Annotated in this window: 15 protein-coding genes; 5 read left to right on the top strand and 10 right to left on the bottom strand. The window is 33.0% G+C overall.

Annotation, left to right across the window (positions count from 1 at the left end):
- Positions 1-320 precede the first annotated feature (320 nt).
- From B0M43_RS17190 to B0M43_RS17150, 9 genes are all read right to left on the bottom strand, one after another.
- Positions 321-746, bottom strand: a complete 426-nt coding sequence (locus B0M43_RS17190; RefSeq protein ID WP_078007151.1) for a hypothetical protein — start codon at positions 744-746, stop codon at positions 321-323.
- Between the two features lie 142 nt (positions 747-888).
- Positions 889-1,761, bottom strand: a complete 873-nt coding sequence (gene sucD, locus B0M43_RS17185) for a succinate--CoA ligase subunit alpha (protein ID WP_065450100.1) — start codon at positions 1,759-1,761, stop codon at positions 889-891.
- An 84-nt stretch (positions 1,762-1,845) separates the two neighbouring features.
- Positions 1,846-2,208, bottom strand: coding sequence for a hypothetical protein (locus B0M43_RS17180; protein WP_065450099.1), 363 nt, complete (start codon positions 2,206-2,208; stop codon positions 1,846-1,848).
- A gap of 1 nt (position 2,209) precedes the next feature.
- Positions 2,210-3,139: a UDP-3-O-(3-hydroxymyristoyl)glucosamine N-acyltransferase gene (locus B0M43_RS17175; protein WP_078007152.1), complete on the bottom strand. Its 930-nt coding sequence runs from the start codon at positions 3,137-3,139 to the stop codon at positions 2,210-2,212.
- A 95-nt stretch (positions 3,140-3,234) separates the two neighbouring features.
- A complete protein-coding gene (gene efp, locus B0M43_RS17170; protein ID WP_035680954.1) occupies positions 3,235-3,801 on the bottom strand; it encodes an elongation factor P in 567 nt (188 codons plus the stop codon).
- Between the two features lie 147 nt (positions 3,802-3,948).
- Positions 3,949-4,734 (bottom strand): acyl-ACP--UDP-N-acetylglucosamine O-acyltransferase, encoded by a 786-nt coding sequence (lpxA, locus tag B0M43_RS17165; protein ID WP_065450097.1) that lies wholly within the window; start codon positions 4,732-4,734, stop codon positions 3,949-3,951.
- A 74-nt stretch (positions 4,735-4,808) separates the two neighbouring features.
- Positions 4,809-6,197, bottom strand: coding sequence for a bifunctional UDP-3-O-[3-hydroxymyristoyl] N-acetylglucosamine deacetylase/3-hydroxyacyl-ACP dehydratase (locus tag B0M43_RS17160; protein ID WP_065450304.1), 1,389 nt, complete (start codon positions 6,195-6,197; stop codon positions 4,809-4,811).
- A complete protein-coding gene (lpxD, locus tag B0M43_RS17155; RefSeq protein WP_078007153.1) occupies positions 6,190-7,233 on the bottom strand; it encodes a UDP-3-O-(3-hydroxymyristoyl)glucosamine N-acyltransferase in 1,044 nt (347 codons plus the stop codon). Before lpxD ends, B0M43_RS17160 begins: the two co-directional genes overlap by 8 nt.
- 39 nt (positions 7,234-7,272) lie before the next feature.
- The gene (locus B0M43_RS17150; protein ID WP_078007154.1) at positions 7,273-8,502 is read right to left on the bottom strand and encodes an HD domain-containing protein; all 1,230 of its coding nucleotides are present in this window, start codon (positions 8,500-8,502) and stop codon (positions 7,273-7,275) included.
- 221 nt (positions 8,503-8,723) lie between these two features.
- Here B0M43_RS17150 and B0M43_RS17145 point away from each other — a divergent pair, with 221 nt between their 5' ends.
- From B0M43_RS17145 to B0M43_RS17125, 5 genes are all read left to right on the top strand, one after another.
- Positions 8,724-10,277: a bifunctional response regulator/alkaline phosphatase family protein gene (locus B0M43_RS17145; RefSeq protein ID WP_078007155.1), complete on the top strand. Its 1,554-nt coding sequence runs from the start codon at positions 8,724-8,726 to the stop codon at positions 10,275-10,277.
- A gap of 83 nt (positions 10,278-10,360) precedes the next feature.
- Entirely contained in the window at positions 10,361-10,768 is a 408-nt protein-coding gene (gene tsaE, locus B0M43_RS17140) for a tRNA (adenosine(37)-N6)-threonylcarbamoyltransferase complex ATPase subunit type 1 TsaE (protein ID WP_078007156.1), read from the top strand.
- A gap of 105 nt (positions 10,769-10,873) precedes the next feature.
- Positions 10,874-11,338: a GNAT family N-acetyltransferase gene (locus tag B0M43_RS17135; RefSeq protein ID WP_078007157.1), complete on the top strand. Its 465-nt coding sequence runs from the start codon at positions 10,874-10,876 to the stop codon at positions 11,336-11,338.
- Between the two features lie 83 nt (positions 11,339-11,421).
- Entirely contained in the window at positions 11,422-12,621 is a 1,200-nt protein-coding gene (locus B0M43_RS17130; protein WP_065450091.1) for an alanine dehydrogenase, read from the top strand.
- Between the two features lie 36 nt (positions 12,622-12,657).
- Entirely contained in the window at positions 12,658-13,044 is a 387-nt protein-coding gene (locus B0M43_RS17125; protein ID WP_065450090.1) for a DUF4258 domain-containing protein, read from the top strand.
- Between the two features lie 271 nt (positions 13,045-13,315).
- Here the strand turns inward: B0M43_RS17125 and B0M43_RS17120 are convergent, their stop codons facing one another.
- Positions 13,316-13,981: a uracil-DNA glycosylase gene (locus tag B0M43_RS17120; RefSeq protein WP_078007158.1), complete on the bottom strand. Its 666-nt coding sequence runs from the start codon at positions 13,979-13,981 to the stop codon at positions 13,316-13,318.
- Positions 13,982-14,005: the final 24 nt, after the last annotated feature.

Genomic DNA, 14,005 nt, shown 5'->3' with positions numbered 1-14,005 from the left:
AGCCTTAATTAAAAAAAACAGATTATTTATAAAAACATAATTATTGTAAGATTAAACTACCATATTTTTTTAATATATTTTTAACATTTTCAAAAACGTAATTTTCACACTTTACCAAAACACATTATAAGAAAATTTTATGAGTTAAAATCGAGAACAGAGTAAAATTAGATCACCTAAAAACAAAGAATAGTCAGGAACAAATATTACCGAACTGCAAGTAGTGACTAATTACAAACCACAATTAATTTTTAATAAAGCAAAAAAAAAGGTCTTACTAAAATTAGTAAGACCTTAAATTATATTATAATAAAACCGACTTAGAAAGCCACATTCCATCTAGGTAATTTTGCATTTTCATCTAAGAAATTTTGCAAAACCTGTCCTTCAACAGCAGTTGGGATAGCCTTTATATCTGCATTAAAAGTTTCGTACCAAACCACTTCAAGAACAGAGATAGTCTCTAGCTTCATTTGAGCCGGCCATGAATATTTTCTTCCGGTTTTAGCAAATTGATGTCCGTTTACAATTTTATCGTATAAACCGCCATTTTTACTTTTTAAGGTTCCGTCGTTCTGAACAGTTCCTGTAGAACCTACCATGATTAATTCTTTTGCATCACCTTCAACAGCATACACAACAAAAACTCCCGCACCTTCAGATGCGTTACAAGCTTGTTCTAAGCTATCTTCAATAGTAAAAGTAAAACTATTGCTTACTTTAAATTTTTCTAATTCTTTGTACATATTTCTTATTTTAAGCTTCTAAGAAACTAAGGTTCTAAGTTGCTAAGTTTTTAAATTATATTCCAACATTTTAAAAATGTAAAAAAGTCTCAACAAAATATTGAGACTTTTTTTTGGAATTTATTATTTTGAATATTAGAGATTATCCTAATATTTCTTTTACTTTTTTACCAATTTCAGCTGGTGAATCAACAACGTGAATTCCGTTGTCTCTCATAATTTGCTTTTTAGCAGCAGCTGTATCATCAGAACCACCAACAATAGCACCTGCGTGACCCATTGTTCTACCAGCAGGAGCAGTTTCTCCAGCGATAAAACCAACTACTGGTTTACGGTTACCATCAGCCTTAACCCATTTAGCAGCATCAGCTTCTAATTGACCTCCAATTTCACCAATCATAATGATAATTTCAGTTTCAGGATCGTTCATTAATAATTCAACAGCTTCTTTAGTTGTAGTTCCAATAATTGGATCTCCACCAATACCAATAGCTGTAGTGATTCCTAAACCTTGTTTTACAACCTGGTCAGCAGCTTCGTAAGTTAAAGTTCCTGATTTAGAAACGATACCAACTGTTCCTTTTTTGAAAACGAAACCTGGCATAATACCAACTTTAGCTTCACCCGGAGTAATTACTCCCGGACAGTTTGGCCCGATTAATCTGGAATTTCTTTCTTTAACATAATTATTTGCTTTAATCATATCTGCTACAGGAATTCCTTCTGTAATAGCAATAATTACTTTAATTCCAGCATCAGCAGCTTCCATAATTGCATCAGCAGCAAAAGCCGGTGGTACGAAAATGATAGATGTATCAGCTCCAGCTTGATCAACAGCGTCTTTTACTGTATTAAAAACCGGACGATCTAAATGGCTAGTTCCTCCTTTACCTGGAGTAACACCACCAACAACATTAGTACCGTACTCAATCATTTGAGAAGCGTGGAAAGTTCCTTCACTTCCTGTAAATCCTTGAACAATTATTTTGGAATCTTTATTAACTAAAACACTCATGATATATATTTTATGTAGTTTTTAAAATTGTGATGCAAAAGTAAGGTTTTGTAACGTATTTTAACCTTTTTGTCTTCAAAAAAATTAAGAAAATTGACTCATTTGATAACCACGATATAATTTATCATCTTTTATTTGCCAAATTGTAGAAAAATGAGCCAATAACATCTCTTCTCGTGGGTTCTCAATCGTTTTCACAAAATGAGAATATCGTATAGAAACCAGATCCTCTTCGGCCAGAATGTGGCTTATTCTAACTTTTGACCGCACATAAGCACGACTAAGCTCGTTGGCCATATCTAACATCGAATTATAATCCATTTCGATCAATCCTTTGGTACTATGCCAATCTAATTTAACCTCGGGATGCAAATAAGTTTTCATTACTTCGCAATCAATCAAGGCGTCTGACTTGTAAAATTTCTGAACAAATTCTTTAATAGACATATTACTTCAATTTATTTAAAATTTCAGGAATCTTTTTGATATTGGCTAATTGTTTTAACTTTTCTCTTGATTCTTCGATTGGAGTACCAAAATAAGATTTCCCTCCTTCGACTGATTTAGTAACTCCGGTTTGTCCCATAATAACAGCCTTTGCTCCTATCGTGATACCACTTGTTGTACCAACCTGTCCCCAAATAGTAACTTCGTCCTCGATAATAACGCAACCTGCAATACCAGTTTGGGACGCTATTAAGCATTTTTTCCCAATTACAGTATCGTGTCCAACATGTACCTGATTATCCAGTTTTGTTCCTTCACCAATAGTAGTATCTCCTGTTACACCTTTGTCTATTGTACAAAGGGCACCAATACCAACATTATCTTGTATTACTACTCTTCCTCCGGAAATTAACTGATCAAAACCATCCGCACGTTTTTTATAATAGAATGCATCAGCTCCTAAAATTGTTCCTGCATGAATGATAACATTATCACCAATTACAGTGTGGTCGTAAATCGTAACATTAGGGTGTATCAGACAATTTTTACCAATTGTAACGTTGTTCCCAACAAAACAATTAGGCTGAATTACAGTTCCTTCTCCAATAGTTGCAGAAAGAGCAATAGATACACTTGTTGCCTGAAAAGGTCTAAAATGTTTGGTCAGGGTATTAAAATCTCTGAAAGGATCATCAGAAATCAAAAGAGCTTTACCTTCCGGACAATCTACTTTTTTATTGATTAAAACAATAGTAGCTGCCGATTGTAAAGCTTTGTCATAATATTTTGGATGGTCAACAAAAACTATATCTCCAGGTTCAACTACATGTATTTCATTCATGCCTGAAACCGGAAAGTTTGGGTCACCAATAAATTCGCATTGAAGCAAATTTGCAATTTCTTGTAAAGAATGAATCTTTGGAAATTTCATATTTTATAATTAGTTTTTAGTCTCAGTTTTCAGTCTCAGTTTTCAATCTATCAACAAACTGCTAACTGCGACTGAAAACTGAAAACTTATAAAAACTACTCTTTTACACGCTCCATGTAATTACCTGAAGCTGTATCAATTTTAATTTTATCACCTTCGTTGATGAACAACGGAACGTTTACATTAGCACCAGTTTCTACCGTAGCAGATTTAGTTGCGTTTGTAGCAGTATTTCCTTTTACTCCTGGCTCTGCATAAGTAACTTCAAGAATTACAGAAGATGGCATATCTACAGATAATGGCAAATCAGTTTCAGTATTTACCTGAACCATTACACTTGTTCCTTCTTTTAATAATCCCGGAGCATCCAAAATGTTTTTATTCAAAGAAATTTGCTCAAAAGATTCTGTATTCATAAAATGAAATTCATCTCCTTCAGCATATAAAAACTGGTAATTATGCGTTTCTACACGCACATCATCAATTTTATGTCCTGCAGAAAATGTATTATCTAATACTCTTCCTGTAGTTAAACTTCTCAATTTTGTTCTTACGAAAGCCGGACCTTTTCCAGGTTTTACGTGAAGAAATTCAACAATTTTATAAATATCGTGATTGAATTTAATACACAATCCGTTTCTAATATCTGATGTAGATGCCATTTTTTTTTAATTTTAGATTTTAGAATGTAGATTTTAGATTCTGTAAAATGAATCAGCCTACATTACACATTATTTTTATTTTTATCTGAATTATTAATGATGAAGCCCGAAATCTAAAATCAGAAATCTAAACTCTAAAATTTTAAATTAATAATTTCCCGAATAACCTTTCATAATTCCTCTTGATGAATTTCTAATAAAATCCAGAATTTCATCTCTCTCAGGAGTAGCCTCCATTTCAGCTTCAATTATACTTAAAGCTTGTGTTGTATTATAGTTCTTTTGGTATAAAATTCTGTAAATTTCCTGAATTTCTCTGATTTTCTCAGTAGTAAAACCTCTTCTTCTTAAACCAACTGAATTGATCCCTACATACGATAACGGTTCTTTTGCCGCTTTTGTATAAGGAGGAACATCTTTTCTAACCAATGATCCGCCAGAAATCATGGCATGATCACCGATATGAATAAATTGATGAATAGCGGCCAAACCACCAATTACAGCGTGATTACCAACTACAACGTGACCTGCCAAAGCAACACCGTTTACAATAATAGCATTATTACCAATCTCGCAATCGTGTGCAATGTGCGCGTAAGCCATAACCAAACAGTTATTACCTAAAATTGTTTGCCCCGAAGCAACTGTACCTCTATTGATCGTTACACACTCTCTAATAGTACAATTGTCTCCTATAATAGCTAAAGAATCTTCTCCTCCAAATTTTAAATCTTGCGGTACTGCAGAAATAACTGCTCCTGGAAAAATATTACAATTTTTTCCAATTCTTGCACCTTCCATGATGGTTACATTTGAACCAATCCACGTACCATCACCAATAATAACATTATTGTGAATTGTTGTAAAAGGCTCAATTACAACGTTTTTAGCGATTTTAGCGCCGGGATGAACATATGCTAATGGTTGATTCATCTGTGAGTTTTATATTTTATATTAAAATAGTCTAATTTGGGCAACAAACGTAAACAATAAATTTGATTAAATTATTATTGTTTTCTTGCAATTTGAGCCATTAATTCTGCCTCTGTTACCAACTTTCCGTTTGCGTATGCATTTGCCTGCATATGACAAATTCCTCTTCTGATAGGAGAAATTAATTCGCATTTGAAAATTAAGGTATCACCCGGCAATACTTTATGTTTGAATTTAACATTATCAATTTTCATGAAATAGGTCAAATAATTTTCAGGATCCGGAACAGTACTTAATACTAAAATCCCACCTGTTTGCGCCATTGCTTCAACAATTAAAACACCTGGCATTACTGGAGCTTCAGGAAAATGTCCTACGAAGAAATTTTCGTTCATCGTTACATTTTTCATACCTACAACATGACTGTCAGACATTTCTATAATTCTGTCAATCAATAAAAACGGAGGTCTGTGTGGCAAAACTGCCATAATTTTATGAATATCCATCAATGGCTCCAGATTTAAATCGTAAACCGGAACATGATTTCTTTGTTCTATTTTTATAATTTTTGCTAATTTTTTGGCAAACTGTGTATTTACATAGTGCCCTGGTTTGTTAGCAATAATTTTTCCCTGAATTCTAACTCCAATCAAAGATAAATCTCCAACAACATCCAATAATTTATGTCGTGCAGCTTCGTTTGGATAATGTAAAGTCAAATTATCTAAAACACCATTTGGCTTAACCGAAATTTTGTCTTTACCAAAAGCTTTCTTTAAATTTTCCATTGTAGACTCAGATATTTCTTTATCTACATATACAATAGCATTATTTAAATCTCCACCTTTGATTAATCCGTTTTCTAAAAGAGATTCTAATTCGTGCAAGAAGCTAAAAGTTCTTGAATTCGCAATTTCTTCTTTAAAATCGGCTATGCTTTTCATCGTTGCATTTTGGGTACCTAAAACTTTGGTACCAAAATCAACCATTGCAGTTACCTGATAATCATCGCTTGGCATCACTAAGATCTCGCTTCCTGTAGTTTCATCAGTAAACGAAATAACTTCTTTTACTACATAAACATTACGTTTAGCATCTTGTTCTTCGATACCTGCGTTTTCAATCGCTTCAACAAAATATTTTGATGAACCATCCATGATAGGAAGTTCAGAGGCATTTAATTCTATAATAACGTTATCCAGATCACAACCAACTAAAGCCGCTAAAACGTGTTCCGGAGTTTGAATTTTTACACCAAGTTTTTCTAAATTTGTGCCTCTTTGCGTATTAACAACATAGTTAGCATCTGCTTCGATCACGGGCTGACCTTGCAAATCAACTCTTACAAAAGTGAAACCATTATTAATTGGAGCTGGTTTAAAAGTCATTGTAACTTCTTTTCCAGTGTGTAATCCAACGCCTGTTAGTGAAATTTCATTTTTGATGGTCTTCTGTTTAACCATTATTTCCATTTTTTGGGTTTATTATTTGTTTTTTTAATTCTTCAACTTCGGCAACTATTTTAGGCAGATTCTTGAAATGTACATACGATTTGTTAAAATCAGTATATGCAAGAGACGGTGTTCCCTGCAATGTTTCATCATCCTTAATGTTTCTTGCAACTCCTGACTGGGCCTGCAATCTAACATTATTACCTATAATTAAGTGGCCTGCGATACCTACTTGCCCGCCAATCATACAGTTTTCTCCTATTTTTGTAGAACCGGCAACACCTGATTGCGCTGCAATTACCGTGTTTTTACCTATTTCTACATTGTGAGCAATCTGAATCTGATTGTCTAATTTAACTCCCTTTCTAATAATTGTAGAACCAAGAGTTGCTCTGTCTATTGTGGTATTTGCTCCAATATCGACGTTATCTTCTATAATTACATTTCCAATTTGAGGAACTTTACTATATACTCCTTCTTCATTTGGTACAAAACCAAAACCATCTGCACCAATAATAGTTCCTGAATGAATAGTACAATTGTTACCAATTATAGTTTCAGAATAAATTTTGGCGCCTGCAAAAATATATACATTATCTCCAATAACAACATTATCACCGATAAAACTGTTTGGGTAAATTTTTACGTTGTCACCTAAAACCACGTTTTGACCAATGTAACTAAAGCTTCCTAAATATAAATTTTCTCCATATTTAGTACCTTCAGTTATAAAAGATTGCGCTTCTATTCCGTTTTTATTCAATTTTACCTGATTATAAAATTGCAAAAGTTTAGAAAAAGAGGCATAAGCGTCCTCTACTTTTATTAAAGTGGTAGTGATTTCCTGTTCAGGTATAAAGCTATCATTCACTATAGTAACTGATGCTTTTGTGGTATATATGTAGTTGATATATTTTGGATTAGCCAAAAAAGTGAGCGATCCTTCCTCACCTTCTTCTATTTTAGACAGCCGAGAAACTTCTGCATTGGGATTTCCAACAACTTCTCCTTCTAAAATTCCTGCTATTTGTTCTGCTGTAAATTTCATTGCGACAAAAATATAAAAAATAGATTTTAAATGTTAATTTTAGATAAGTTGTTTTGGAAAACAGATGTAATATTTTGTAACCAATTTAGATAACGATTTCAAATTCAGCTGATCAGATGCTTCTACGACATCCTCAATTGTTTTATCTTTTTTCAAAATTCGTATAGGTTCAGCTTCTTTACTATAAGCCTGATTTTTTATTTTTCCTCTAAAAATAAAATATCCCGCCTCTAATTGCGTAATATGGTGTGCATTAGCAAATTCTTCTTTTAAAGATTGAGATTCTTCTGCCGAAATTTTCTCAGCACTTAATTTAATTTTTAATAAATCTCTATTAATCAACATCTTACTCAAAGTAGACAACACAAAATCATCTTGCTTTTGCCATGCTTTTAAAGCACTAATTATATCAAAATCATCTAGTTGAGAAAACAAATCTAATTTTTCAGCATCAAAATCTTCTAAAGTCACTTTGTTTTGCATAAAATACAAAAGAGGCTCACTGCAAGGCAAAATAATCCCTTTTAAGGTTAATTCTTTGGCTCTTTTTAGCACATTCATCAAAATTAACTCTGCAACTAAACTTGTTTTATGCAAGTAAGCCTGCCAGTACATTAATCTTCTTGAAAGCAAAAATTTCTCTACAGAATAAATTCCTTTCTCTTCAATTACCAAAACGCCGTCAACGACATTCATCATTTGAATCAAACGTTCAGAATTGACATTTCCTTCAGCAACACCAGTATAAAAACTATCACGTTTCAAATAGTCCATTCGATCCATATCCAACTGACTTGAAATCAATTGCAGCATAAATTTCCTGTGATATTCTCCTTTAAAAACCTGAATTGCCAAACTCAATTTACCTTCGAATTCATCATTCAACTGATTCATGAATAATAATGAAATGGCTTCATGATTTACATCTTCAACAATACTTTTTTCCATTGCATGCGAAAACGGCCCATGACCAATATCATGAAGTAAAATAGCGATTAACAAAGCACATTCTTCATCATTTGAAATAGCAACTCCTTTAAAACGAAGTGTTTCTACAGCCTTTTGCATCAAATGCATACAGCCCAAAGCATGATGAAAACGAGTATGATTGGCCCCGGGATAAACCAAATACGACATTCCCATTTGCGAAATACGGCGTAAACGCTGAAAATACGGATGCTGAATTAAGTCGTAAATAAGTTCGTTCGGGATAGAAATAAACCCGTAAATGGGATCATTGAATATTTTTAACTTATTGATCTGAGTCACTATTTGGTTCTTTTTAGGTCAACAAATATAAGTAATTAACTATAAACAGCTTTGTGTTTTTCATTTAAAAATTGACATTAAAGTGTGATGATTTCCAGAGTAATACTGAATTACATTTAAAAAAATATACAAAAACCAACTTTTGTTATTCTGAAATTTATACTATTTTTAATACTTTTTAAGTTCTATACCTCTAAATTGCATTAAAATTAAACACGTTTATGGATAAGATAAAAATACTTTGGGTCGATGACGAAATCGATCTTTTGAAACCACATATATTATTTCTCGAGAAAAAAAACTATGCCGTAACCACTTGTAACAATGGTTTGGATGCTATTGCCTTATTTGAAGAAGATAATTTTGACATTGTTTTTTTGGATGAAAATATGCCTGGAATGAGTGGTCTGGAAACACTTTCTGAAATGAAAGAAAAAAAATCGGCCATACCAATGATTATGATTACCAAAAGCGAGGAAGAGTACATAATGGAAGAAGCCATTGGTTCTAAAATCGCAGATTATTTGATAAAACCAGTAAATCCGAATCAGATTTTACTGAGTTTAAAGAAAAACCTCGATCATTCAAGATTGATTTCTGAAAAAACAACGCTGGATTATCAAAAGGAATTTAGAAAAATCGCCATGGAAATGGCTATGGTTAATTCCTATGAAGATTGGGTAGAATTATATAAAAAATTGATTTTTTGGGAACTTGAACTCGAAAACATCAACGATCAGGGAATGATAGAAATCCTTGAATCTCAAAAAGTTGAAGCAAATTCTCAATTCGGAAAATTCATCGAGAGAAATTATGAAGACTGGTTTGCTCCAAAAGCAGATAAACCAATTCAATCCCACAATTTATTCAAGGAATTAGTTGTTCCTGAAATCAAAAAGAAAGACAAACCCATTTTATTCGTTGTAATTGATAATTTACGTTACGACCAATGGAAATCCTTTGAAACCGTTGTAGCAAATTATTACAAATTAGAAAAAGAAGTTCCTTATTTCTCTATACTTCCTACTGCAACACAATATGCCAGAAATGCTATTTTCTCCGGTTTATTGCCAACAGAAATGGAAAAACAATTTCCGCAATACTGGAAAAATGATGTAGAAGACGGAGGAAAAAACCTTTACGAAGCTGAATTTCTAACCGCACAATTAAAACGTTTAGGCCTAAACATAAAAGAAGATTATTTTAAAATCACTAATTATACCGGAGGTAAAAAACTAGCTGAAAATTTCAAAGCACTTAAAGGCAATGATTTAGTTACCGTAGTATACAATTTCGTTGATATGCTGTCTCACGCAAAAACCGAAATGGATGTTGTAAAAGAACTAGCTTCTGATGATAAAGCGTATCGCTCACTAACTTTAAGCTGGTTTAAAAATTCTCCGCTTTTAGAAATTATTCAGCAAGCACAGCTTTTAGGTTTCAAATTGATCCTGACAACAGATCATGGAACAATTAATGTAAAAAACCCGTCAAAAGTGGTGGGAGATAAAAATACAAGTTTAAATTTGCGTTATAAAACAGGTCGTAGTTTAACGTACGAACAAAAAGATGTTTACGTTGTAAAAGAACCAAAAGATATAGGTTTACCTGCAATAAACATGAGCAGTTCGTTTATTTTTGCTAAAAATGATTTCTTTTTAGCCTACGTAAACAACTACAATCATTATGTGAGTTATTACAGAAATACATATCAACACGGAGGAATTTCGTTAGAAGAAATGATTATTCCGTTTTTGGTATTTAACCCGAAATAAAAAAGTTCTCAGTCCCGGTTTTCAGTTTTCAAACTGAGACTAAAAACTGGGACTGAGACTAATATAATAAGTAAATTTAAGCAATGAATATCGTTTTTTCATTAGATCAGATCAAAGAAGTAGCAGATAAAATTTTAGCTCAAAATCCAAAGAAAATTATTCTTTTTAATGGAGAAATGGGAGTTGGAAAAACTACCTTAATCAAACAACTTTGTAAAAGTCTTGGAGTTGAAGATGCTACAAGCAGTCCAACCTTTTCTTTAGTTAATGAATACTATACTTCTAACAATCAGATTGTTTATCATTTTGATTTTTACCGACTAAATAAAGAAACTGAAGCTCTCGATATGGGCGTGGATGATTATTTGTATTCAGGAAATTGGTGTTTTATCGAATGGTCTGAAAAAATCGCTAGTTTAATTCCTGAAGAACATTCGGTGGTTACAATTGAGTTATTGGCAGATGGAAAAAGAGAATTGAAATTAGAATAAATACTCCGCAGAAATTCACGACGATTTCACAAAGATCCTATAATAATTCTTTGTGTGACTTTACGAAATCTTCGTGAATCTCTGTGAAACAATATACATATATAAATGACTACCGTAGAAATTATTCCCTTTTCAGCAGAATCAAAAGAGCCAATCAAAACCTTAAATAAAGAATGGCTTCAAAAATATTTTAAAGTTGAGGAAAAAGATGAAATAGTACTTTCTAATCCGCAAGAAGAAATTATCGACAAAGGCGGATTGATTTTCTACGCTAAATATAAAGGTGAAATTATCGGAACAGTTTCTTTAATAAAAATTGATCATGACACATTTGAATTAAGCAAAATGGCCGTTTCAGATAAAGCGCAAGGCCTGGGAGTTGGCAATCAATTACTAATTCATTGTTTGGCTGTAGCCGAAAAAAACAACATAAAAAAACTCATTTTATATTCGAACCGAAAATTACTGCCTGCAATTCATTTGTATGAAAAATTTGGTTTTAACGAAGTTCCTTTAGGAAATGTAAGTTATGAAAGGGCCGATATTAAAATGGAAAAAATTATGCATTAATTTCATCATATAGTATTACCAGAATTTTTACATTGATTTTAAAACTTTTTACGTAATTTGTACTCTTAATTTTCGCACAACCCATGTCAATCACCTTAACTCCATTTACGAAACAACAATTGTTGCCACAAGAAGAAAAACTTGAAGTTGGCCGATTCAAAAGAGAACTTTTTATAGGGATCCCTAAAGAAACAAGTTATCAGGAACGTCGTATTTGCTTAACTCCAGATGCTGTCAACTCCTTGACTTATGAAGGTCATCGCGTAATGATTGAATCCGGAGCCGGAGAAAGTTCCAGTTATTCTGATAAAGAATATTCTGATGCGGGAGCTGAAGTAACGAAAGATACCAAAAAAGTTTTTGGATGCCCAATGCTGCTAAAAGTAGAACCTCCTACTATAGCAGAAATTAAAATGATCAATCCGGAGACGATTATTATTTCGGCTATTCAGTTAAAAACCAAAAAGAAAGAATACTTCGAGGCCTTGGCGCAGAAAAAAATCACTGCACTTGCTTTTGAATATATAAAAGATGAAGACGGATCTTATCCTGCTGTAAAATCGCTAAGCGAAATCGCAGGAACAGCCTCAATACTTATCGCTGCCGAATTGATGATTACAGATGAGTTCGGGAAAGGACTTTTATTTGGAAACATTACCGGCGTTCCTCCTACCGAAGTTGTAATTTTAGGAGCCGGAACAGTTGGCGAATTTGCTGCTAAAACCGCTATTGGTTTGGGAGCAAATGTAAAAGTTTTTGACAATTCGATTACGAAGTTGCGTCGTTTACAAAACAATCTAAATCAAAGAATCTTTACTTCTACAGTGCAGCAAAAAGCGTTACTAAAAGCGCTAAGACGTTGCGATGTTGCTATTGGAGCCATGCGAGGAAAAGAACGCTGTCCGATTATAGTGACAGAAACGATGGTAGAGCACATGAAAAAAGGTGCTGTTATTGTGGATGTAAGTATCGATACCGGAGGCTGCTTTGAAACCTCAGAAGTTACCACTCATGAAAAACCAACTTTTATAAAAAGTAATGTTTTACATTATTGCGTTCCTAATATACCATCCCGATATTCTAAAACCGCCTCATTATCAATAAGTAACATACTAACTCCTTATTTACTTCAAATAGCAGAAGACGGAGGTTTAGAAAGTGCGATAAGATGCAATAAAGGTTTAAAAAACGGAATTTACCTGTATCACGGAATTTTAACCAACAAAGCAATTGGCGAATGGTTTGATTTACCCGATAACGACATCAATTTACTTGTATTTTAAGGGAACTTTAGTTTACCTTTGCAAAAATTTTATTTCATGAAGTTCGTACATCGTTTTGCTTATTATCTGATTGGTTTGGTTATGGGATGCTTTTTTGTAGCCCTCGTTTTTAGCGGAAAAGATACCCGTTGCAACTATTTTCCAAATGCCCGTGTTTTAAATAGTTTACGTACAAAACCTTTCCAGTATTCTGAAAAAGCAGTTCAGACTTTAAATGAAAAATGGATCGATACCGCCGATATTAAAAATACTTTGAAATTTGGCGATGTTGATTTTGACCAGAGTAATGTTCCTTTCAAAAAAGGAAAACTTTATATTATTGAAGGAAAAACAGTTAAAAACCAAGAGATTATTCTTAAAGTAATTAACTACGAAAACAAAGCTGTTTTAGACGAGATTGTAAAGAAACCTCTGGAAAAATAATTTTTTTCATCAGGAGCTAATCCCGCTATCCGTTCCAATCTTTTTTATTTTTAAAGAAAAAATAAAAAAGGATTTCCACTTCTATCGGGGCTAATACAATCATTTTCATAAGAATATTTTCGTCTAGTTTGTCATTTGGGCGCAGAAGAAATCTTCGCGAAAAGCTCGACAGAGCCTTGATACTGGTTGCGAAGTTACTTGCGAAGATTTCTTCTGCGTCCAAATGACAAGATTGTAGAAATCAAGATTGATAATTAGTGAAAATTTGTGTTTACCATTCAATTTCTTTCAGTCCTTTTGATTTCAGAAAAGTATTTGCCTGACTAAAATGTTTATTTCCAAACCAAAAACCTCTATTGGCACTTAAAGGAGATGGATGTCCTGATTTTAAAATATGATGTTTTGATGCATCGATTAGCGCAGCTTTCTTCTGAGCAAAACCTCCCCATAATAAAAAAACAACATCTTTACTATTAACCGAAATTTGTTTTATTACAGCATCTGTAAATTTTTCCCAGCCTTTTCCCTGATGGCTTCCAGCTTCTGATTGCCTAACGGTTAAAGTAGCATTTAAAAGAAAAACACCCTGATCTGCCCAACGCTCCAAATTTCCTGTTTTAGGAATTGGTATATTCAAATCGGTTTCGATTTCTTTAAAAATATTTTGAAGGGATGGCGGAAAGGGAATCCCGTCGTTTACAGAAAAACATAATCCATTTGCCTGATTAGGCCCATGATAGGGATCCTGACCTATAATTACAACTTTGACCTGATCAAAATGACAATGATCAAAAGCTGAAAAAATCTGATTCCCTTTAGGATAACAAACCTTAGTTGTATATTCTGATTTTACAAAATCAATTAATTCAGTAAAATATGATTTTTCAAATTCTTCCTTTAAAACCGGTTTCCAGGAATCATGCATTTTTACATCCATATCTTTTTTTATGCGAATTTCAGG

Origin of the sequence: Flavobacterium sp. KBS0721 (assembly GCF_002007065.3) — a bacterium.
Taxonomy (GTDB): domain Bacteria; phylum Bacteroidota; class Bacteroidia; order Flavobacteriales; family Flavobacteriaceae; genus Flavobacterium; species Flavobacterium piscis.
The sequence above is the reverse complement of the archived record's forward strand: the minus strand, read 5'-3'. Positions and strand labels throughout refer to the sequence as shown.

Coding starts and splice junctions, on each gene's coding strand:
- B0M43_RS17190 (WP_078007151.1), bottom strand. CDS start 746: ATGTACAAAGAATTAGAAAAATTTAAAGTAAGCAATAGTTTTACTTTT.
- sucD (WP_065450100.1), bottom strand. CDS start 1,761: ATGAGTGTTTTAGTTAATAAAGATTCCAAAATAATTGTTCAAGGATTT.
- B0M43_RS17180 (WP_065450099.1), bottom strand. CDS start 2,208: ATGTCTATTAAAGAATTTGTTCAGAAATTTTACAAGTCAGACGCCTTG.
- B0M43_RS17175 (WP_078007152.1), bottom strand. CDS start 3,139: ATGAAATTTCCAAAGATTCATTCTTTACAAGAAATTGCAAATTTGCTT.
- efp (WP_035680954.1), bottom strand. CDS start 3,801: ATGGCATCTACATCAGATATTAGAAACGGATTGTGTATTAAATTCAAT.
- lpxA (WP_065450097.1), bottom strand. CDS start 4,734: ATGAATCAACCATTAGCATATGTTCATCCCGGCGCTAAAATCGCTAAA.
- B0M43_RS17160 (WP_065450304.1), bottom strand. CDS start 6,197: ATGGTTAAACAGAAGACCATCAAAAATGAAATTTCACTAACAGGCGTT.
- lpxD (WP_078007153.1), bottom strand. CDS start 7,233: ATGAAATTTACAGCAGAACAAATAGCAGGAATTTTAGAAGGAGAAGTT.
- B0M43_RS17145 (WP_078007155.1), top strand. CDS start 8,724: ATGGATAAGATAAAAATACTTTGGGTCGATGACGAAATCGATCTTTTG.
- tsaE (WP_078007156.1), top strand. CDS start 10,361: ATGAATATCGTTTTTTCATTAGATCAGATCAAAGAAGTAGCAGATAAA.
- B0M43_RS17135 (WP_078007157.1), top strand. CDS start 10,874: ATGACTACCGTAGAAATTATTCCCTTTTCAGCAGAATCAAAAGAGCCA.
- B0M43_RS17130 (WP_065450091.1), top strand. CDS start 11,422: ATGTCAATCACCTTAACTCCATTTACGAAACAACAATTGTTGCCACAA.
- B0M43_RS17125 (WP_065450090.1), top strand. CDS start 12,658: ATGAAGTTCGTACATCGTTTTGCTTATTATCTGATTGGTTTGGTTATG.
- B0M43_RS17120 (WP_078007158.1), bottom strand. CDS start 13,981: ATGGATGTAAAAATGCATGATTCCTGGAAACCGGTTTTAAAGGAAGAA.